Origin of the sequence: Pseudohongiella nitratireducens (genome assembly GCF_001642735.1) — a bacterium.
Classification (GTDB): domain Bacteria; phylum Pseudomonadota; class Gammaproteobacteria; order Pseudomonadales; family Pseudohongiellaceae; genus Pseudohongiella; species Pseudohongiella nitratireducens.
On record NZ_LWHM01000033.1, the window covers coordinates 41,135 to 60,243 of the forward strand.

At 50.4% G+C, this 19,109-nt stretch carries 20 protein-coding genes; 14 read left to right on the plus strand and 6 right to left on the minus strand.

Annotated elements, in window-relative coordinates; translation table 11 throughout:
* Nucleotides 1-190: 190 nt before the first annotated feature.
* Together PSCS_RS12695 and PSCS_RS12700 are read left to right on the plus strand one after the other, a co-directional pair.
* Complete coding sequence (locus tag PSCS_RS12695; protein WP_027948886.1) at nucleotides 191-1,285, plus strand: ABC transporter permease; 1,095 nt, start codon at nucleotides 191-193, stop codon at nucleotides 1,283-1,285.
* Between the two features lies 1 nt (nucleotide 1,286).
* On the plus strand, nucleotides 1,287-2,387 hold the full coding sequence (locus PSCS_RS12700; protein WP_068812477.1) for an ABC transporter permease: 1,101 nt from the start codon (nucleotides 1,287-1,289) through the stop codon (nucleotides 2,385-2,387).
* Nucleotides 2,388-2,578: 191 nt separating this feature from the next.
* On the opposite strand, the gene ppk2 is transcribed toward PSCS_RS12700, so the two are convergent.
* The 6 genes from ppk2 to PSCS_RS12730 form a co-directional block, all read right to left on the minus strand.
* Nucleotides 2,579-3,322, minus strand: coding sequence for a polyphosphate kinase 2 (gene ppk2, locus PSCS_RS12705; RefSeq protein WP_068812478.1), 744 nt, complete (start codon nucleotides 3,320-3,322; stop codon nucleotides 2,579-2,581).
* A gap of 522 nt (nucleotides 3,323-3,844) precedes the next feature.
* A complete protein-coding gene (locus PSCS_RS12710; protein WP_068812479.1) occupies nucleotides 3,845-5,503 on the minus strand; it encodes a BCCT family transporter in 1,659 nt (552 codons plus the stop codon).
* A gap of 135 nt (nucleotides 5,504-5,638) precedes the next feature.
* A complete protein-coding gene (locus PSCS_RS12715) occupies nucleotides 5,639-5,920 on the minus strand; it encodes a DUF5676 family membrane protein (RefSeq protein ID WP_068812480.1) in 282 nt (93 codons plus the stop codon).
* Nucleotides 5,921-6,007: 87 nt separating this feature from the next.
* Entirely contained in the window at nucleotides 6,008-6,949 is a 942-nt protein-coding gene (locus PSCS_RS12720; RefSeq protein ID WP_068812481.1) for a DMT family transporter, read from the minus strand.
* Nucleotides 6,950-7,059: 110 nt separating this feature from the next.
* Nucleotides 7,060-7,272, minus strand: coding sequence for a hypothetical protein (locus PSCS_RS12725; RefSeq protein ID WP_068812482.1), 213 nt, complete (start codon nucleotides 7,270-7,272; stop codon nucleotides 7,060-7,062).
* Between the two features lie 788 nt (nucleotides 7,273-8,060).
* Entirely contained in the window at nucleotides 8,061-8,813 is a 753-nt protein-coding gene (locus PSCS_RS12730; protein WP_068812483.1) for a MauE/DoxX family redox-associated membrane protein, read from the minus strand.
* A gap of 1,129 nt (nucleotides 8,814-9,942) precedes the next feature.
* On the opposite strand from PSCS_RS12730, the gene PSCS_RS12735 reads away from it, so the two are divergent.
* The 12 genes from PSCS_RS12735 to PSCS_RS12790 all read left to right on the plus strand — a co-directional run bounded on the left by PSCS_RS12735 (nucleotide 9,943) and on the right by PSCS_RS12790 (nucleotide 19,099).
* Nucleotides 9,943-10,434 (plus strand): MerR family transcriptional regulator, encoded by a 492-nt coding sequence (locus tag PSCS_RS12735; RefSeq protein ID WP_082866642.1) that lies wholly within the window; start codon nucleotides 9,943-9,945, stop codon nucleotides 10,432-10,434.
* 19 nt (nucleotides 10,435-10,453) lie between these two features.
* On the plus strand, nucleotides 10,454-10,771 hold the full coding sequence (locus PSCS_RS12740; RefSeq protein WP_068812484.1) for a heavy-metal-associated domain-containing protein: 318 nt from the start codon (nucleotides 10,454-10,456) through the stop codon (nucleotides 10,769-10,771).
* 15 nt (nucleotides 10,772-10,786) lie between these two features.
* On the plus strand, nucleotides 10,787-13,132 hold the full coding sequence (locus PSCS_RS12745) for a heavy metal translocating P-type ATPase (protein WP_188619112.1): 2,346 nt from the start codon (nucleotides 10,787-10,789) through the stop codon (nucleotides 13,130-13,132).
* Between the two features lie 24 nt (nucleotides 13,133-13,156).
* A complete protein-coding gene (locus tag PSCS_RS12750) occupies nucleotides 13,157-13,510 on the plus strand; it encodes a cupredoxin domain-containing protein (RefSeq protein ID WP_068812485.1) in 354 nt (117 codons plus the stop codon).
* Between the two features lie 13 nt (nucleotides 13,511-13,523).
* Complete coding sequence (locus PSCS_RS12755) at nucleotides 13,524-13,862, plus strand: P-II family nitrogen regulator (RefSeq protein ID WP_068812486.1); 339 nt, start codon at nucleotides 13,524-13,526, stop codon at nucleotides 13,860-13,862.
* Between the two features lie 8 nt (nucleotides 13,863-13,870).
* A complete protein-coding gene (locus PSCS_RS12760; protein ID WP_068812487.1) occupies nucleotides 13,871-14,164 on the plus strand; it encodes a DUF2933 domain-containing protein in 294 nt (97 codons plus the stop codon).
* Nucleotides 14,165-14,189: 25 nt separating this feature from the next.
* A complete protein-coding gene (locus PSCS_RS12765) occupies nucleotides 14,190-14,840 on the plus strand; it encodes a methyltransferase family protein (RefSeq protein ID WP_068812488.1) in 651 nt (216 codons plus the stop codon).
* Between the two features lie 10 nt (nucleotides 14,841-14,850).
* Entirely contained in the window at nucleotides 14,851-15,276 is a 426-nt protein-coding gene (locus PSCS_RS12770) for a hypothetical protein (RefSeq protein WP_068812742.1), read from the plus strand.
* A gap of 47 nt (nucleotides 15,277-15,323) precedes the next feature.
* Entirely contained in the window at nucleotides 15,324-15,671 is a 348-nt protein-coding gene (locus PSCS_RS12775; RefSeq protein ID WP_068812743.1) for a hypothetical protein, read from the plus strand.
* Nucleotides 15,672-15,683: 12 nt separating this feature from the next.
* Nucleotides 15,684-16,052 carry a hypothetical protein gene (locus tag PSCS_RS12780; protein ID WP_068812489.1) on the plus strand — a complete coding sequence of 123 codons (369 nt, stop codon included), beginning with the start codon at nucleotides 15,684-15,686 and terminating at the stop codon, nucleotides 16,050-16,052.
* A 111-nt stretch (nucleotides 16,053-16,163) separates the two neighbouring features.
* Nucleotides 16,164-17,516: an APC family permease gene (locus tag PSCS_RS12785; RefSeq protein WP_068812490.1), complete on the plus strand. Its 1,353-nt coding sequence runs from the start codon at nucleotides 16,164-16,166 to the stop codon at nucleotides 17,514-17,516.
* A 68-nt stretch (nucleotides 17,517-17,584) separates the two neighbouring features.
* Complete coding sequence (locus tag PSCS_RS12790; protein WP_397387503.1) at nucleotides 17,585-19,099, plus strand: thymidine phosphorylase family protein; 1,515 nt, start codon at nucleotides 17,585-17,587, stop codon at nucleotides 19,097-19,099.
* Nucleotides 19,100-19,109: the final 10 nt, after the last annotated feature.

Here is a 19,109-nt window from a genome sequence, read left to right on the forward strand (position 1 = left end):
CGGCTAAACTATTAATTATTCATTGGGTTAGGGGCATTTTTAGACAATTTTTCACGTTTGTCTGCCAACCCTCTGGTAGCCGCGATGCACTCATTGAATCTCTCGCCTTGTCGCCCGATACCGATATGGAAACGCTTTTTCTCACCGCAGTTGCACGGGCCGATAGCGCATCATTGAGCGAAGGTGAGGGATGAACGCGCGTCGCATTGTTGCCTTGCTGCTCAAGGAAACTCGGGAACTGGTGCGGGACCCAGTGACGCTGGCGCTGGCCGTGGTGATGCCGCTGGTCATGCTTTTTTTGTTTGGCTATGCCATCAATATGGATGTTGATGAGCTGGCGTTGGGTCTTTACGATCAGGACAATACGCCTGCCAGTCGTGCGCTGGTGGCGCGCTTTGCTGGTTCTCCCTATTTCGACATCATCGAATACCGTCACAATACTCGCGACCTTGACCGCAGCCTGCAGCAATCCCGTATCCGCGCAGGCATTGTGATTCCTCCCGGTTTTGGCCGGGCGCTGCTAAGGGATCAGCCGGCGCCGGTGCAGGTGATCGTCGATGGCGGCTATCCAATGGTTGCCGGGTTGGGGATGGCGTATATCGACGCCGTCATCGCTTATTTTCCCGCGCCGCGGCCCGAGCCCGTTGAGATGCAGACCCGCGTTTGGTACAACCCGTCCCTGAACAGTATCAACTTTGTCATTCCCGGGTTGTTTGCGGTGATTTTGATGGCTTTTCCGCCGTTGCTGACCACCTTGGCCATCGTCAGGGAAAAAGAAACAGGCACCGTGGAACAGATTTATGCCTCGCCATTGCGCTCCGCTGAGTATGTGTTGGGAAAGCTGCTGCCCTATGCCCTGGTGGCTTTTCTCGAAATCCTGATGGTCATCCTGGTCGGCTTTGTCTGGTTCGAGATTCCTATCGCCGGTAGCCTGCCGTTGTTGTTTGTCGCCTCACTGGTTTATGTGTTTACCACGGTGGGCATCGGGTTGCTGGTTTCGTCCCTGGCGCGAACGCAGCTTGCCGCCATGCTGATTACCCTGATCGTCACCCTGATGCCGTCTTTCCTGTTTTCCGGATTTTTGTTCCCCATTTTTACAATGCCTTACAGCCTGCAGCTCTACAGTCGGTTATTCCCCGCCGGTTATTTTATGGAGGTGTCGCGAGGGATTTTATTAAAAGGGCTGGGTGTTGAGGCAGTGTTGCCCAATCTGCTGCTGTTGATAGGGTACACCCTGGTGGTATTCGTGTTTGCTGTCTGGCGTATGAAGCAGAAGGTGGCCTGATATGTCCATAGCGATGATTGGCCTGCTGCGCAAGGAAGTTATCCAGTTTTTTCGCGATCGAGTGATCCTGGTGTTGATTTTGTGGTTATACACCGTCGAAGCGGTGTTTTGCACCCTCGCGCTTAGCTTTGACGTGGAAGATGTGCCGCTGGCCATTGTTGACCAGGACCGCAGTACTATCAGTCGCGAGTTGGTGCAAAAATTTGCCCTGAGTGAATCCTTTGACCTTCAGTATCAGGAAAGCGCGGTATCGGTTGCGGAAACGCACTTAGCGCACGGCAAGGTGACTGCCATCCTCGTGATACCGCCGGGATTTGAGCGGTCGATTCGTTCCAGTGAGCAGACGACACTACAATTGTTATTGGACGGCACCGATTCCAATATTGCCGCTAACTCGCTGTATAACGCGAGAGGTGTTCTTGCCAGGCTGGTCCGCGAACAACTGCCGTTTGCAGCGAACACCGGTGCAATCGCGGTGACACGCGTCTGGTACAATCCGCAACTGACCACATCGAGCTTCATGGTACTGTCGATGATTGCCCTGGCCGGTATGATGGTGGGCGTCATTCATCCCGCCGCCTCGATTGTGCGTGAGAAGGAACGTGGTACCCTAGAGCAACTGTTAGTTGCGCCGATTTCCACGTTCCAGCTGTTCCTCGCCAAAATTGCCCCGACCATGATCATAGGCCTATTGGCCGTGTTTCCCAGCCTGTTGATTGTGCGTGCCTTTGACGTGCCAATGCGTGGCAGCCTCGCGTTGTTTCTGATCCTTACGGGATTCTTCCTGCTCAGTGCCGTTGCTCTTGGGGTGCTGATCGCCGCCTATAGCCGAACCCTGCAACAAGCCCTGTTATTGTCTTTTTTTGGGTTGTTTCCGGTGATGTTCCTATCGGGTACCCTGACGCCCGTGGAGGCGATGCCAGACGTTCTCCAGGCGTTAGCCCGCCTGAGTCCGTTGCGCTATTACATGGATATTATTATCGGTGTGTTTTTAAAAGGTGTCGGCTGGAGGGATCTGTGGGATGAAAGCTTATGCCTGATCGCCATCGCAATTCCAATGTTGATTTTGTCATTGGGTATATTTCGACGTCGGTTGCAGTAACAATTCCCGAAGCTCCTTTAATATTCTAGCGAGTAATGAAATCCTCATGTGTGGCCAATTGGTGATGTATTTTTCCGATACCAACTATTTTTGACTTCTATGATGCTGGTTATGGCTCGGTAGTGGCGGCAGTAACTGACCACTACAAGTTAAGCTTTAGGCTTGAGATCTTCTGTTTCATTCTCGATAAATTACCTGCTAAATTGGAATACGACTTTAGCATCTGCTTTCGTCAAATGTTGATCTTTGTCAGGGCAATCAACAATAGACAATAAATGCCGTATGACATTCAAGCGGGCGCGCCTTTTGTTATCGGCTTTGACAATATACCAGGGGGCATGCTCGCTATGGCTGTGTTGTAACATGTCGTCGCGGGCGGCCGAGTAATCATCCCAATGTTTGATAGCGGTATCGTCGATAGGGCTGATTTTCCATTGTTTCAGGGGGTTTACTCTTCGATCCTCCAGTCTCCGTTGCTGTTCCTCTTTCGATATGTCGAGATAGTATTTAATGATTTGTATGCCGGAATCACAGAGCATTTTTTCGAAAGGGACGACTGTTTTTTGAAACTGATCGTATTCCGCTTCTGTACAAAACTGCATAACTTTTTCGACGCCTGCACGGTTATACCAGCTGCGATTCATGAGTACCATTTCCTGGCGGCTCGGCAAAAAGGCTGCATAGCGTTGGAAGTACCAGCTGTTGGTATCTTTCTCTGAGGGTTTACCCAACGCGACCACTCGCGTCTCTCGCGGACTTAAATGTTCGGTGATCCGCTTTATCATGCCGTCTTTACCAGCTGCATCCCTTCCCTCGAAAATGACCAGTAGCTGCAGATCGTTCTTGATAATGTGGCGCTGCAACCTGACGAGCTGAATTTGCAGATTTTTAAGCTGTGTTTTATAGGGCTGTTTTGTCTTCTCTGATTTGGTCATGGTTTTACCTTATTGGTAGGCCGTTTTCAAAATTTCATTCAGGTTGAATTTCTGGTTACACATTCACTAAAGCCACTTGCTCTTTGGACAACGAGGTCTCCAGGAGAATGGCTCCTATAATCAGGAGGATGCCCAGTCATTGTATCCACGATAGTGTTTCACAAAAATAGGCGTAACCAAAATAGAGTCCAAACACTGGCGTTAAAAGCTATATACATTGAATTTGTAAAGCGGGGCCTTGTAGGTGATCGATAACGTCTATCAATCCCACGCGTTCACCTGTCAGGGCCTACCGATCAAAGCCCTCTGGAAGCGTGATAATCAATCGATGCTGATTCTCATTGTATTCAGTCATTTCGAAAGCGCTTCTGTGTCCGACGGGTTGATTGGCGAGGGTGCCAATACCCTAAAGCGAGGCTCCCTACCGTATTTGGCTGGCCATACAGCTGCCGTAGCGGGACGAGGTTGTGGAGGCAACCTTTAGCCACGATCACAAATCCCAATGAAGGCGGTTCGGATTGGCTAGTTGTCGCACTTCTGCACGGGACATTCCTCCGGAGCGGTTGGATGAATTTCTTCCTCTTCCCGGCGCTCCGCGTCCCGCTCGGATTCCCGCATTAGTAATTGTTCAATCCGGGTGTGGAGCAATTGGTCCTTTTCCTCCCGCCGCCTGATCTCCGCCGCGAGGTCTTTGTGAAGGGAGAATGCCATCAGCAGCATCAACAACATAAAGGGGAAAGCGGCGATAATGGATACGGTTCGCAGCCCGTTCAGCCCACCGGTTAGCAAGAGGACGGACGCCATCAGTAGCTGAAGACCTCCCCAGAGGATGCGAACAAACCGTGTTGGAGTCAGAACCCCCTTGGAGGTGAACATGCCCAGCACAAAGGTGGCGGAATCCGCAGAAGTCACCACGAACATGGAGACCAGCGCCACGGTCAGTATGGCCGCGAACTCGCCCCAGGGTAACTGATCGAGAAGTACGTAAAGTCCGGCCGGCACTTCCTCCGACACGGCATCTGCAATGGCGACGCCATCGAACAAATCGAAGTAGATGGCGGAGCCACCGAAGGTGGCGAACCACAACATGCTTAAAGCCACGGGGACGATCATCACGCCCAGGACGAACTCGCGGACAGTTCTGCCCCTTGAGATTCTTGCTATGAAACTGCCTACGAAGGGGGCCCAGCTCAACCCCCATGCCCAGTAGAACATGGTCCACTGCTCCACCCAGTGTTCGTGGGAATAGGGAGTAGTTACCAGGCTCATCTCTATGATATTGCCAAGGTACTCACCCGCTGTCTGGGTGAGTTCGCTGAAGATAAAACCGCTCGGTCCCGTGGCGAGCACAAAAAATAACAGTCCGGCGGCGAGCACCATATTGGCATTGCTGAGATAGCGAATTCCCATGTCGAGGGGCGTCATTGCCGAAATGATGAACAAGGTTGCGAGTCCCGCGAGAATGTAGAATTGTGATGTCGTCGAGTAGGCAGCCAATCCCAGATTGGCCAGGCCGCTGTTGACCTGTAACGCTCCAAGGCCCAGAGTCGTTGCGACGCCGAATACGGTGGAGACCACGGCCAGGATATCGACGATATTGCCCCAGCCGCGGTCCACCCGATCGCCCAGTAACGGGCGGAAGCTTTCGCTGATCAAGCCGCGACTGCTGTGACGAAAACGTACATAGGCAATGGCCAGCCCCACCAGTGTGAAATTGGCCCATTGGTGGAATCCCCAATGGAAAAACGCGTAGCGCATGCCCAGTTGCGCCGCATCTGAGGTACGGGGTTCGGCGAGGCCAAGGGGCGGATCATTGAAATGCATCATCGGCTCGGCCACGCCCCAGAAAACCAGACCGACACCCATTCCACCTGAAAATATCATCGCCAGCCAGCTGTTGAACGAGAACTCCGGCGGTTCATTCTCCGCGCCCAGGCGAATGCTTCCAAATTTGGAAAGGGCGAGAAACAGGACAAACAACACAAAGCCGGTGGTTGCCACCAGATACATCCAGCCGAGTTTCCGGGCGGTGATATCGAGAATTTGCTGGGCTGTGGATTCCACCGCATCGGGATAAAGCACGGAGGTGGTGACGAAGGCAGTGATAATCACTACGGAGGTGTAAAACACCACTCCCACATCGCCCAGATATTCCCGCAGAAATTTCGTTAACCTGTTCATAAACGATTCATTTGAAGCTATTCGCGTTAAGCTTCATAGGCATAAATAATAAAGTTTGAAAATTCGCCAACAGCCTGCGAATAATGGTCGAAGGTTCTCAAACGGTTCGTTCGACCTATGACGGGTGTGATGCCGTCAATGGCCATTTCTGGAGAACAGCCGGTACAAGGGTACGAATAAAACCGCGATATACCAACCGTACAAATAGGCTTCGACTAAGCCAATGAAAAAGCCCGTCCACGTAAGCCATTCGAAACCGGGCAACAATGGCGCCCAAGCCTCATACATGCGCATCTGTTCCGGTGCAAGCAGGCCAAAGCCCACGCAGAGCAGGTAGCTGATTGCCAGTAGCAGTGACAAGGTGTTGCCTAACGGGACGATACGTAAACGAACATCAGGTGCGTTCGAACTGTTCATAGCTAGTTTCCTCTTTTCATTGTGGTGAAAAAGTGTACTCATTATTGGGTAAATGTTGTTTCAGTCATTGTTTCTTTGTCGATTCATTCACGAGCCTAGTGGTTTAATTGGCGAAGAAAGCCCTGCTTTATGGGTAGGATCTAGGACAGCGTCGCTAGTGTGCATTAAGGCAATACCAAAAATGATCACAATGATTCCCAAGATCTGGACGAGTTGCAGCCGTTCATCAAAGAACAAATAGCCAATAAGCAGGCCAAGCGCCGGGGTCAGGAAGCTGAAAACGTTCAGTTGATTCAAAGGCGCACGAGCCAGTAGCCCGAACCACAAGAATACCATGGCGGCTGTCGCCAAAGCAGATAGAATGAGCAAGGAACCGGTGAATCGAAATGTCCACCGAATATCCCATTGTTCACCGCTGATCGCAGATGCAAGCAAAAGTATTCCGCCGCCTATTAACAATTGGACAGCCATGGGTGCGGCAATTGATCCCCCGCCACGCTTTTTTAACAGGATGTTGCCAATGGCCACTCCAAAAGCGCCCATAAGAACCCAGATGATTCCCCACAAAAAACCGGCATTGTTATTGCCAAATCCGGACCAAGAAAGCAAGGCGACGCCCAAAAAACCGACGAACAGCCCGGCTATGCCCTTGGTCTTCAAAGTTTCCCCCAGCCAAGCGGCGGCGATTGCCGCAGCAATCAATGGCTGCGTACTTGCCAGAACAGTTGCCAGCCCTGGAGACAGATGACCGGCCCCTAAAAACATGCCGCCAAAGCCCATCGCCGTGTACGACAACCCGATGAGGCCCAACTGGCCAGTGTCCTGGAGGTTAAAAAGATATGGCTCGCGCACGCGCTTTACCATGTACACCGCAAAAAGTATTCCACTGGCCAGAAAAGCACGCAAAGCAGCAAACAGCAAGGGTGGGGCATCCGGTAGCCCGGTCACGATGAACGGAAAGCAGATGGCCCAAAGCAGAGTAACCACTAGCATCCAGGCAACATTGGTAAATTTTGGATAGGTATTCATAATGAGTCGACCGAATTTACGGATAGCCGGAAGCAGAACAAGTAATCGTCAATCTTGACTTGTGCCCACCAGACCCGCGTCAGTTGAATAACGTGATTGTCCAAACTTTCTTACACCCTTTGCACGTGCAGCTGAAATGTGTCGTATGTAGAATTAGACTTGGCATATTTTTGATCGAAATCGACCTCATCCAGACCATATAATTGGCCAGTCTCTGCAATCGCTGCGCTCAAATTTACAGCATTAGCCAGTTCAAAAAGGCCTAGGTGACTATTAATGAGTTTAACTGCCGAAACACTCAGTCGATACTCATTGTTGCTCATTGTCAGGCTCCTGGCAGCTAGCTTGATCGATATCCGGAACACAAAACGGTAACCCAGATAGGGAAGCCATGATTTTTCAGGTATCACGATCACAGTTTTAGATCCACTTGCCTGCGTTTTTCTTCCATGCGGCGGCAAGAAGCCTCTTCTTCATTTTGGTGATTATGCCCAACGTTGGCATGATCATGATCGTGCGCATCGCAGTGTGCCTTGTGCATGCAGGTGTGCATCAGTGGGCAATGCGGCATAATCATCAAAGGCAGATACTGAAGGACTTGGCGCCATGTTCAGCGAAGATAAAGCATAGCACTGCACCTACGAGAATGCTCGTTGTAATGCCGTGTAGACTGTGATCATCACCCTATATTTGGTCTTTTTTTCATAGAATATTTTCTATATGGTCCATTAGACGGGGTTTTCACTTTGGTATCAAATCCGTCATATAGACTATATCCAGCCTTACCCGCTTTGGACGCAAAAATTACCGATCACCGACAGGGAGTTGGTGGTCATGGCAATCGTCCCCCCCCCCGATCATGGAATGTATCAGCCCTTGGTATGTTTCATTTTGTGAACTACAAAGCTTTGTCTAAGGCGTCAGTCAAGGTCCATTAAGCCTTAACTACAATTTAGAAATCGGACGCTGTAGAAAGGTCTGCCATACCTGCCCTTCGTGTAGGCTTAGAGACTGCGATTCCCCAATGTGCCGAAGATTTTGTTGTGTGAAGGAGGAAGTCGCCAATTCGGCATCTCGAAAGCACATTACGTTGAGAACCTGTTGGTCGCTTCTATCCTAGAGTGCTATGCTTGACAAGCATCCATACCCCCATGCCGAGCATCATGAGGTTTTCCGTGAGTGATATAAAACCCAATGGCACATTGCTTTCGCCTCCGACGCAAGCACATTTGAGTTCTCGTTTCTCAATATAGACGGCTTTAAAAACCGAGATGGCACCTACTGTGCCTATGACCAAGGCGATGGGGATCGAAACAAAGTTTAGCACCCCGGCAATCATAAGCACGCCAGCAATACCTTCTCCGTAGGGGTATACGTACCCGTACGGTACCCATTTTTGCGCTAGAAGATCATAGTTAAGAAACATGGTCGAAAAACTTTCCACATCCCGAATCTTTAGATACGCAAGCGCACACATTGAGAACGCGATGAACCATTCGAAAGTGCGTAAGGACAGCCATTGTCCTTCAGCTATCGAAGCTGCTCCCAAAGCCATCAGGAAAGTAGTGGTAAAAAGGCTGATAACAGGCCAATAAGTTGTTTCGTCCTCATCTGTGGGTTCTTTACCAAAATAAGTCTGTAGTTCATCATAACCACCAATCTGGGCGCCATCGATAAATGTCTGTGGGGTGGTATCTACATCATGTTCGGCCTTGAATGCCTCGATTTCTTCCCGGTCTTTCAAGTGGTGGTCTTCCACGTGAAATCCTTGAGTTTTCAGTAGGTGTTTCGATTTTAAGCCGTAAGGACACACATGGTCCTCCGTTACCATTCGGTACAGTTCAGCTGTCTTGGAGTCTGACATTTGTGATTCCTCCTTGTTCGACTGACTTAGCAGAATAAATAGTGTTAAGACGGCTTAAACAGCCTGATTATAACGATTTTATTCTGTCTTAAACATGATCTGGAGATTACAAAAATGTAATTTTGAGGTAATTCTTTTTTCATAAATTAATATGGTATTTGAAAGTGGACCGGCAATTGGCCAAAGTAGGAGCGCTGAGAGGATGCATAAAATGCTTCTCGAAAGGGTGAAAAGGCCCATTCACCTTCGCGCATGGGCAAACGCGCTCAATCATGGCTCGTTCGTCTCGATAGCGGATCTGGATCATACGATTCCAGTTCCTGCAGTCACTTCCCACCCTATCAACCCGAATGGCCGTGGTGATTAGGCGGCCGGACTTAGCCTCACAGTTTCGACAATGCACTGTCACCAAAATGCCGACAGTAGTGATTTACTTCAAAGCCTGTGATAAGTGCCCAACTGGTCATTGCGACTAAGGCTCTTTTTCGACAAATCACTGTGCGTCGGCCTGTTCAATCTAGGGAATAGTTGGGGCCACCAGGTCATATTATATAAATACTATGAGTCACAACGCTTGCGATATGTTCTATACCGTGCCGGGACCACTGCTAGCGCGGCTCTCATATGCATTTTTCGGCGTCCCCGAAAAGGCCTGATAAGACTGGTAATTCCGCTGGCATAGCAACCCCTATACCTGTGTCGTGAGTGGTTTCGCCTTTGTGGATTCTGGTTTTTGAACCTTTGAAATTTTTGCTGACGGTTCTGCCGCTTTGCGCTGGGAGCAACGTGCGTTCCGACGAGTCAGAAAACAGGATTACACGTTCATTACAGCAATGTAATGAACGTGTAATCCTAAGGTCAGAAACTTCGTTCTACGGTGGCAATGTACAAGTCTAAGTGCCGCTTGGGAGTTGGGTATGGGTCGATTCAATGCGGAAGCGACGTGACAGGATATCTGGCCAATATTGACGGTTGACGGCGTAAAGGCTACAGATCGAGGGGCGTGTAGTGTTGAGTACAGAAACTTGATGCCTGTTAATGAAAATTTCTTGACCTGTGTCTTGGACACAGGTGTAAGGTTGCAAAAAGCCGGATAAAGTCTTTGGATTTTCTCTCGGGTTTGGAACTGATGATTGAATCATATCAAGGCAAGGAACAGAGCTTCGGGGTTAATCTGAATCTTGCGATAGTCAGACTGAGCTGCGAGGAGGGCTGTGTGAAAGTTATCGAAATGGCCAGGCGTTTAGGAGTTACGGCCGATACCGTGCGGTTTTATACCCGGATCAAGATTCTGAAACCGGGTAAGAACAAAACCAATGGATATCGGGAATACAGCGAAAGTGATTACAACCGCTTGCGATTCGCGCTAAGTGCACGGCAACTGGGCTTTTCCGTTGAAGATATTCAGGAAATCTTGAACCACGCGGATAAGAAAAAATCTCCTTGCCCAACCGTGCGCCGCTTGATTGAACACCGCCTGAATGAAACTGAGCAACGGTTCGCGGAGACTCAGCAACTTCGGGAACGCATGCAACAGGCCGCGATCGAGTGGAGCCAAAAGCCGGATAAGGTGCCGACCGGCGATATGATCTGTCACCTAATTGAAGAGTTTGCTCAGTAAATTAACATAAGGATTTGTCATGAATACACAGAATTTCGAGAGCCCTACTAAGCACCAGAGCGGCTGCTGTTGCGCCAGCAAGTCATCCACTGCAGCTAACACTCGGAGCAGTGTTGACTCAGATAGCGATATCCCGCTGCAGCGGCTACAGGTGCAGGGCGCAACGTGCGGTGGTTGTGTAAGAAGCATTGAGCAAACGCTACGCTCTGTTTCCGGCGTAAGCGATGCGTGTATGGATCTGGCGACGGGTGTCGCTTCGGTCGTTGGCAGGGTCGAGTCTAACGCGTTGATAGAGGCATTGCATAGGGCGGGTTTTCCTGCGGCGGTCATCAAATAATTCAGGAGTGATCCCATGAGTTCAGTGAACACGGAATCCGGCAAACCGGGTTGTCATAAAGATACCGATAACAACACACAGCATCATAATCATGAAAACGGTTCTGGTCCCCATAATCATGTTGATAGCGCGGCGCACCAGGAACTGATTATCGAGGGTGCTGGTTGTGCCAGCTGTGTGGGAAAAATCGAATCAGCTCTGAAGGCGGTACCGGGTGTGGAGAACGCGGAAATGAATTTCGCTCAGCGCACCGTCAGCGTGATTGGCAATGCAGCCGCGTCTGACTTGCTTAAGGCGGTGGAGAAGGCGGGCTATAACGCCAAGCTTGCGGCTGCTGAGAATGAAGATGATGCATTGGCCGAAAAAGAAAAGGCGGATCAGGTTTATTACAAGCGCTTGATGAAAGAAACCTGGATTGCTCTCTCACTGGGTGGCCCTTTGATGGCCTATGCGCTGATCACCGGTGAAGTCAACGTCAACACCACCACAGAACGCATCGCCTGGCTGGTCGTGGGTATTCTGACTTTTGGTGTTCTCTATTTTTCCGGCAAGCACTTTTTTGTCGGCGCCTGGAAGTCCTTTCTCAATCACTCTGCCAATATGGATACGCTGATTGCTTTGGGTACTGGCACGGCATGGTTGTATTCCATGGTGGTGGTGTTTTTTCCCGACGCCGTTCCCGATCAGGCGCGCCATGTCTACTTCGAGGCTACGGCGATCATTATCGGCTTGATTGATCTTGGCCTTGCACTGGAACTGAAAGCCCGTGGTCGTACCTCGGAGGCCATTAAGCGCCTGATTGGTTTACAGGCAAAAACAGCACGGGTCATTCGCGACGATAAAGAACTCGATATTGCCATCGAACTGGTACTGCTGAACGATGTGGTGCGGGTGCGTCCCGGCGAAAAAATTCCCGTCGATGGAGAGGTGGTTGAAGGGCATACCGCGATTGATGAATCCATGCTCACCGGCGAGCCGATGCCGGTTGAAAAAGCCACTGGGGATACCGTGGCGGCGGGCACCATCAATAAGTCAGGCTCAATTCTGTTTAAAGCTACCCGCGTTGGTAAAGACACGGCGCTGGCGCAAATCATCAATATGGTCAAGCGCGCACAAAACTCCAAGCCGCCCATTGGTCGTTTGGCTGATGTCATCTCAGCGTATTTTGTTCCGGTGGTCATGATTATCGCTGTAGCGAGCGCCCTGACTTGGTTGAATTTTGGGCCGGAACCAGCGGTAGCTTTTGCGATTGTATCGGCGACCACCGTATTGATTATCGCCTGTCCCTGTGCGCTAGGTCTGGCCACGCCGATGTCGGTGATGGTGGGTGTGGGTAAGGCCGCAGAGGCGGGCGTGCTGATTCGTAACGGCGAGGCCCTGCAAACCGCGTCGAAGATATCGGCGATGATTCTGGATAAAACCGGCACCATCACCCTGGGCGCGCCGAAGGTTACCGATGTATTGGTGGCAGGTGAACATGACGAGCAGGCGGTGTTGCGATTGGCAGCAACGCTTGAATCAGGCTCCGAGCATCCTTTAGCGATGGCTATTGTTGAAAGTGCTCAGGAAAGGGGGATCGAAATGGGCAAGGTCTCCAATTTTAACGCCATTGCCGGCCATGGTGTGCAGGCTGACGTGGACGGAAAAACACTGTTGTTCGGCAATGAAAAGCTCATGCGCGAGCGCACTATCGAACTGGGTGATTTTGTTGAAAAGGCCCAGGCGCTGGCCGCCGAGGCTAAAACGCCGATGTATTTCGCCGTTGATAATAAGCTCGCAGCGATTATCGCAGTAGCCGATCCGATTAAGGAAGACTCCATCGCTGCCATCAAGCGCCTGCAACATAACGGTATACGGGTGGTGATGCTCACCGGCGATAACCGCGCCACAGCCAAAGCGGTGGCGGAAAAAGCCGGTATCAAGGAATTTTTCGCCGAAGTACTGCCGGAAGAAAAATCCAAAAAAGTGCAGGAACTGCAGATGGAAGGCGAAGTGGTGGGCATGACCGGGGACGGCATCAACGACGCGCCAGCCCTGGCCATCGCCAATGTCGGCTTCGCCATTGGCACAGGTACCGATGTGGCCATTGAAAGTGCCGACATCACCCTGATGCGGGGTTCGTTACATGGTTTGGCCGATGCCATTGCAGTGAGTAAAGCGACCTTGCGCAATATCAAACAGAATTTATTCGGCGCCTTTATTTACAACGTGGCCGGCGTACCTTTTGCGGCTGGCGTGTTGTACCCATTCTTGGGTTTGTTGTTGAACCCGGTGATTGCCGGGGCTGCGATGGCGTTTTCATCACTCACTGTTGTGACCAACGCCAATCGACTGCGTTTGTTTAAAGCGCAGGAACACTAAGTCCAACACCAGGAGAAATGCGACATGTTACTGATCAATATAGCCGGATTGGCGTTAATCGCTCTGATTGTGTGGTGGTTCTGGCTTTACAAGCCGAAAGAAGCCGAGCTGGGGGAAAGCGATTTGGTGATTACTGTTGAAAATGGCACCTATTCTCCTTCGCGGATTAAAGTGCCGACCGGAGAACCTGTCGAAATCAAATTTATCCGCAAAGATCAATCACCCTGTTCTGAGACTTTACTGATCCCCGAACTGCAAATCAGCGACACCCTGCCATTGAATAAATTGAAAACCATTCAGTTACCCGCGTTGGCAGCAGGTGAATACGCGTTTCATTGCCAGATGCAGATGTACCGTGGACAGATCACGGTGAAATAGGCAGGAGGATCTGATGGACATCAATAAAGTCACGGCCATTTTTGATGAGTTTCGCCTGAAAGAAGTGGTAGAAACCCTGATACGACACGGTGTGAAGGGCTTTACCTTACACCCGGTTCGCGGCCGGGGCTATTACTTCGATAGTTTTAACGAAAACCACTTGATCAAGCATATTCAAATGGAGATTTATGCCAAGGCGGAGCAGGCGAAGGAAATTGCGCAGCTGATTGTGGATGCGGCGCATGTTAATGCCGATAGCGAAGGGCTGGTCTGCATCGTGCCAGTCAACGATCTGCTGTGGATACACGATAAACGCAGTGCAACAGACAACGATTTTCAATTTCACAGGTGAGGTGTGACATGGCAACCCAAAAATCATCATTCTGGTTGACTCCCAAAGGTCTGGCCGCCCTGGGTTTAATTGCAGCGGCAAGCTATTTCCTATTGATCGAGCATCGGCAACACGTCTGGCAGTTTTTGCCTTTCTTGATTCTCTTAGCCTGTCCGTTTATGCATTTGTTTATGCATGGCGGACATGGGGGGCATGGCGGTCACGGTGACCATGGCAAGCACGAGGATGAATCCGATCAGGATGCCTATCAGCGGGGGCTGGAGGAAGGCCGTCGGGAAAACGAAAACCGTCATCACCATTAACCCAATACATTACAGGAGAAGAAGCATGCACGGTGAATCTGCTTACGGCCTCTGGACGCTGGTGATACTCAATTCAGCGATATTTATCTTCTTTGCCTTCAGCTTTACCAAGCCGCAAACCAAAACCGATTGGCGAAGCTTTGGCGCTTTCTCGGCGTTTGTTATTGCCCTATTTACTGAGATGTATGGCTTTCCATTAACCATTTATTTTCTCTCCGGCTGGTTGGCGGAAAAATATCCTGGCATTGATTTTCTGTCCCACGAAAACGGCCACCTGTTGCACACGTTGCTTGGTTTTGAAGGTAATCCACATTGGGATCCGCTGCATATCGCCAGTAATGTTCTGATCGTTTTGGGTTTCTTTTTGCTGGCCTCGGCGTGGGGTGTACTGCACAAGGCGCAGCAGACCCGGTCGTTGGCGACCACAGGCTGGTATGCCCGCTGCCGTCATCCTCAATACATTGCTTTTATTTTGATTATGTTCGGCTTCCTGTTGCAGTGGCCGACCATTCCAACGCTCGTGATGTTCCCGATACTGGTAGTGGTCTACGTGCGACTCGCTAAGCGAGAGGAGCGGATGGCGCTGGAAGAATTTGGCGAAATATATCGCCATTATATGGAATCTACGCCAGCGTGGATTCCGAAATTTAAAATCAATGAACCTGAAACTGTCTGAGGATAAAACAATGAAAAATTTAATGTCAGCACTCGCTATTTCCGCATTATTGGCATCTCCAGTCTTCGCCGAAGGTGAGCATCAACATGACGGTGACCCGAACACACAGGGTAAGCAAGGCAGCATGATGATGAGCCATGAGCGAATGATGCCAATGATGCAAGAACACAAAAAATCCATGGAGCGCCTGATGGGTCAGCTGAAAAAGGAAGCAGACCAAGGCAAACGGGATGAACTCATCGAAGCACATATGAAAGAGATGCAGCAATGCATGATGACGCTAAATCAGGGTGAAGGCGACATGGCATCCAGCTCTACCGAAGAGCGCATGAAAATGATGGAAGAGCGTATGGGGATGATGCAGATGATGATGGGGCAGATGATGGACAACATGGTCGAAGCTCGCAAGAGTCGTCCTAAACACATTAAGAAATAAGCAAAGCGGACTATTGATCGTTAGTAATCGATAATTTGGAGAAAGTGGTGGCAGAGCATCGACTGGGTATCAATCCGGGTTTTCTAACCAAGCACAGCTTAAGTTTGCGCGGGGTGAATGAAAGTAACGCGCATGCTATCACAGCGGAGTTGGATGGACTTCCTTGTGTTGACCGTGTTTGGCTGAACATGACGAAAGGTACTCTCAAAATCGCCTATGACGCCTCTCACCATAATATCGATGAAATGATTGCCATTGTCGAAAAACATGGCGCGGTTATTAAAGATAGTTGGTGGAACCGTACAAGGCTTAGTTGGCAGCGACAGACGGATGAAAATATCAAGGATAACGCCAGGCATGAAGCGCATTGTTGCAACAAGATGCCGCCTCATTAGAGGAAATCGAAAATGAGCAAAAAAGAGCATCGGCTGGGCGTATCAGAAATCAATCTTGTGGTACGCCATTTAAAACTGGAACCTGCCGATCAGAACAACCTGCAAGCAGTGGTTGCTGAAGTCGATCAGCTTTACGGGCTCGACGCCATTTCCATTGATGAAAAAAGTCATGTGCTGAATCTTGCTTATGACGCCTCCAGGATTTGTCTGGATGGTATCGAAGATGTGTTGAAAAAGCATGGCGTCGAAGTAAGCCATGATTGGTGGACGCATTTTAAAGAAGGTTATTACAAATTTGTCGATCAGAACGTTAAAAACAACGCCAGTCACGAACCGTGGAGCTGTCATCAAATACCCCCGGGCGCTGGCCGCAAGCGCTAGTGTATACCTCCATGGTGAATGTCGATAAATAGAGAATTGCAGTTAAGCAGCCTGCATACCTTGCACCGAAAGCCCAGAAAGGGGATTAACCATTATTTTTAGGAGTCCTGAATGAAGGAAAAAGACGATCGTTCGACACATTACGACGAAGGTAGCCTCACTCTATCAGGTACGGTGATGCTCGGGACTGGGGTGATGATCGGGGCGGGAATATTCGCGCTAACCGGTCAAATGGCAGAGATGACTGGTGCATTGTTCCCATTGGCATTTCTCTCGGCCGCAATCATCGTTGGTTTCAGCGCTTACTCTTACATCAAAATATCCAATGCCTACCCATCAGCAGGGGGTATTGGCATGTATTTGCATAAGGCCTATGGCGATCGGTTGCCCACTGCATTTAATGCACTACTTATGTATTTTTCGATGGTCATCGCTCAGAGCTTTCTCGCGCGTACGTTCGGTTCCTACACCATGCAATTGTTTGGCGGTGACCCATCAGGACAAATGACGCCTATACTCGGCGTCTCCCTAATCTTGGCGGCGTTCATTGTGAACCTGCTGGGTAATCGGCTGATTCAAGGAGTTGCAGGATTCATCGGTCTACTGAAAATTGGCGGCATTCTGATTATTGGCCTCGTCGGAATCTGGTTGGCTGATGGCCTGGCGGTGGACTTTGACCAGGTAAGCGAGACCGGTTCAACCAGTAATTTTCTCGGCGCCACGGCTCTGGGGATTCTGGCATTCAAAGGCTTTACCACCATTACCAATAGTGGTTCCGAGGTGGTCGATCCACACCGCAATGTTGGTCGCGCCATTGTTATTTCGATTGCTGCCTGTGTCGTCATCTATACATTGGTTGGTTTTGCGGTGGCCAGCAACCTCTCACTCAGTGAGATTATCGAAACCCGTGATTATTCCCTGGCTGCAGCCGCTCGACCCGCACTCGGTGAGTATGGCGTGTGGTTCACTGTTGCGATTGCCATGCTTGCGACGGCGGGTGGGATTCTTGCCAGTGTTTTTGCGGTCTCCAGGATGCTCGCGATGCTAACAGAGATGAAGTTGGTGCCTCACCGACACTTCGGTATGCCTGGCAGCATTCAGAAACATACATTGGTATACACCGTGGTACTCGGTCTTGTGCTCACAGCGTTTTTTGATCTTTCCCGTATAGCAGCACTTGGCATCGTTTTCTATCTAGTGATGGATATCGCCATTCATTGGGGTGTTCTGCGCTACTTGTTGGACGATGTTAAAGCTAAAAGCTGGGTTCCCGTCACTGCGATTATATTAGATTTGCTTGCACTAAGCGGGTTTGTTTGGGTGAAGTTGAATTCAGACCCATTTGTGTTGGGTGTGGCCGTTGTCACAATGATGCTAATCGCTATCGGCGAGCAACTATTTCTGGGATCTAAAAAACGAAAGCAGGTTGTGCACCTGAGTCAGGATAATGAACATCACCATTAAAAATGGTGGTGGAGAAAGCCTGCTGGCCACTGAAAGAAAGGCAATGGCTAAATTTTGTTGTTCAGGAAATGCTAATGGATCAAATTAACACACTTAAGGTGATCGACATGGGCATCGACACCCACCAGGAACCGGTGGTGTATATGCGCAGTGATTGTCACATCTGCCGCTCTGAAGGTTTCACTGCCAACAGCCGTGTCATGCTGCGGTACGGGGAAAACAGCGTTATCGCCACGCTGAATGTGGTGGACGAACAGGTACTGAGTTCCGGGAGTGCAGGGTTGTCTAAAAGTGCCATGCAGCGCTTGGACGTCGATGATGGCGCCGCGGTTAGTGTCGACCACGCACCGGTAGTGACATCACTTGCCGCCGTGCGCAAAAAAATCTTTGGACACAAACTCAGTGATCAAGAGATTACCGCTATTGTCGAGGACATCGGCGACCACCGCTATTCGGATATCGAAATCGCCAGCTTCCTCAGTGTGTGCGCGGGTAGCCGTTTAGACGTAGATGAAATCATCAGTCTCACCCAGGCCATGGTGGCCTGTGGTAAGCGGCTGAACTGGCCAGACGAAGCCATGGTTCTTGATAAACACTGCATCGGTGGGCTGCCGGGCAACCGCACCACACCGCTCGTGGTGTCCATTGTCAGCGCTGTGGGACTCACCATCCCTAAAACCTCGTCGCGGGCGATCACCTCTCCTGCCGGTACTGCGGATACCATGGAGGCATTGACTACCGTCAATCTGGAGCTCAATGAGATTCAACGCGTAGTGGCTGAAACCCATGCCTGTCTTGTTTGGGGTGGAGCTGTCAACCTGAGTCCTGCCGACGATTTGTTGATTCGCATTGAACGGGCCCTGGATTTGGATGGTGAAGGGCAGTTGATCGCCTCGGTTTTATCTAAAAAAATCGCTGCTGGTTCCACGCATGCGGTGATAGACATTCCCGTTGGCCCTACCGCTAAGGTGCGTTCGCAAAAAGACGCCGAGCGGCTCTCCTCACTTTTTACCCAGGTGGGAGCTGCCTGTGGTATTCAAATTCGCTGCCTTATTACGGATGGTAGCCAACCGGTTGGGCTTGGTATCGGCCCAGTAGAAGAGGCGCGGGATGTGCTGGCGGTATTGCAGTGCGAGGAAAATGCACCGCAGGATCTTCGGGAGCGAGCCTTGTTTCTGGCTGCACATCTGTTTTCACTTGCTTATCAAGAGCGTTATGAACAAGGGCTGGAAAGAGCAATCGCGATTTTGGATGAAGGTAAAGCCTGGCAGCAGTTCCAGCGCATTTTGGCCGCGCAGGGTGGGATGAAAGCCCTGCCTGACGCCAGCTACCAACATACCGAAGCGGCCACAGCAGCGGGCACACTTACCGCTATTGACAATCGTCAACTCGCGCGTCTGGCGAAGCTGGCAGGTGCTCCGGCGACAGCAGCTGCGGGGTTACGTCTTCATACCTGCGTCGGCGACAAGATCACTGTCGGACAACCTTTATTTACGCTCTGTTCCGATACGATCGGAGAGCAACAATATGCGATGGATTTTTATCGCCAATCGACAATTTTTATGATCGAGAAGGAACGATGAGCGAGGCGAT

Excerpts from the sequence above, each read along its gene's own strand:
- PSCS_RS12695 (WP_027948886.1), top strand. The coding sequence starts at position 191 with ATGAACGCGCGTCGCATTGTTGCCTTGCTGCTCAAGGAAACTCGGGAA.
- PSCS_RS12700 (WP_068812477.1), top strand. The coding sequence starts at position 1,287 with ATGTCCATAGCGATGATTGGCCTGCTGCGCAAGGAAGTTATCCAGTTT.
- ppk2 (WP_068812478.1), bottom strand. The coding sequence starts at position 3,322 with ATGACCAAATCAGAGAAGACAAAACAGCCCTATAAAACACAGCTTAAA.
- PSCS_RS12710 (WP_068812479.1), bottom strand. The coding sequence starts at position 5,503 with ATGAACAGGTTAACGAAATTTCTGCGGGAATATCTGGGCGATGTGGGA.
- PSCS_RS12715 (WP_068812480.1), bottom strand. The coding sequence starts at position 5,920 with ATGAACAGTTCGAACGCACCTGATGTTCGTTTACGTATCGTCCCGTTA.
- PSCS_RS12720 (WP_068812481.1), bottom strand. The coding sequence starts at position 6,949 with ATGAATACCTATCCAAAATTTACCAATGTTGCCTGGATGCTAGTGGTT.
- PSCS_RS12725 (WP_068812482.1), bottom strand. The coding sequence starts at position 7,272 with ATGAGCAACAATGAGTATCGACTGAGTGTTTCGGCAGTTAAACTCATT.
- PSCS_RS12730 (WP_068812483.1), bottom strand. The coding sequence starts at position 8,813 with ATGTCAGACTCCAAGACAGCTGAACTGTACCGAATGGTAACGGAGGAC.
- PSCS_RS12735 (WP_082866642.1), top strand. The coding sequence starts at position 9,943 with ATGATTGAATCATATCAAGGCAAGGAACAGAGCTTCGGGGTTAATCTG.
- PSCS_RS12740 (WP_068812484.1), top strand. The coding sequence starts at position 10,454 with ATGAATACACAGAATTTCGAGAGCCCTACTAAGCACCAGAGCGGCTGC.
- PSCS_RS12745 (WP_188619112.1), top strand. The coding sequence starts at position 10,787 with ATGAGTTCAGTGAACACGGAATCCGGCAAACCGGGTTGTCATAAAGAT.
- PSCS_RS12750 (WP_068812485.1), top strand. The coding sequence starts at position 13,157 with ATGTTACTGATCAATATAGCCGGATTGGCGTTAATCGCTCTGATTGTG.
- PSCS_RS12755 (WP_068812486.1), top strand. The coding sequence starts at position 13,524 with ATGGACATCAATAAAGTCACGGCCATTTTTGATGAGTTTCGCCTGAAA.
- PSCS_RS12760 (WP_068812487.1), top strand. The coding sequence starts at position 13,871 with ATGGCAACCCAAAAATCATCATTCTGGTTGACTCCCAAAGGTCTGGCC.
- PSCS_RS12765 (WP_068812488.1), top strand. The coding sequence starts at position 14,190 with ATGCACGGTGAATCTGCTTACGGCCTCTGGACGCTGGTGATACTCAAT.
- PSCS_RS12770 (WP_068812742.1), top strand. The coding sequence starts at position 14,851 with ATGAAAAATTTAATGTCAGCACTCGCTATTTCCGCATTATTGGCATCT.
- PSCS_RS12780 (WP_068812489.1), top strand. The coding sequence starts at position 15,684 with ATGAGCAAAAAAGAGCATCGGCTGGGCGTATCAGAAATCAATCTTGTG.
- PSCS_RS12785 (WP_068812490.1), top strand. The coding sequence starts at position 16,164 with ATGAAGGAAAAAGACGATCGTTCGACACATTACGACGAAGGTAGCCTC.
- PSCS_RS12790 (WP_397387503.1), top strand. The coding sequence starts at position 17,585 with ATGCTAATGGATCAAATTAACACACTTAAGGTGATCGACATGGGCATC.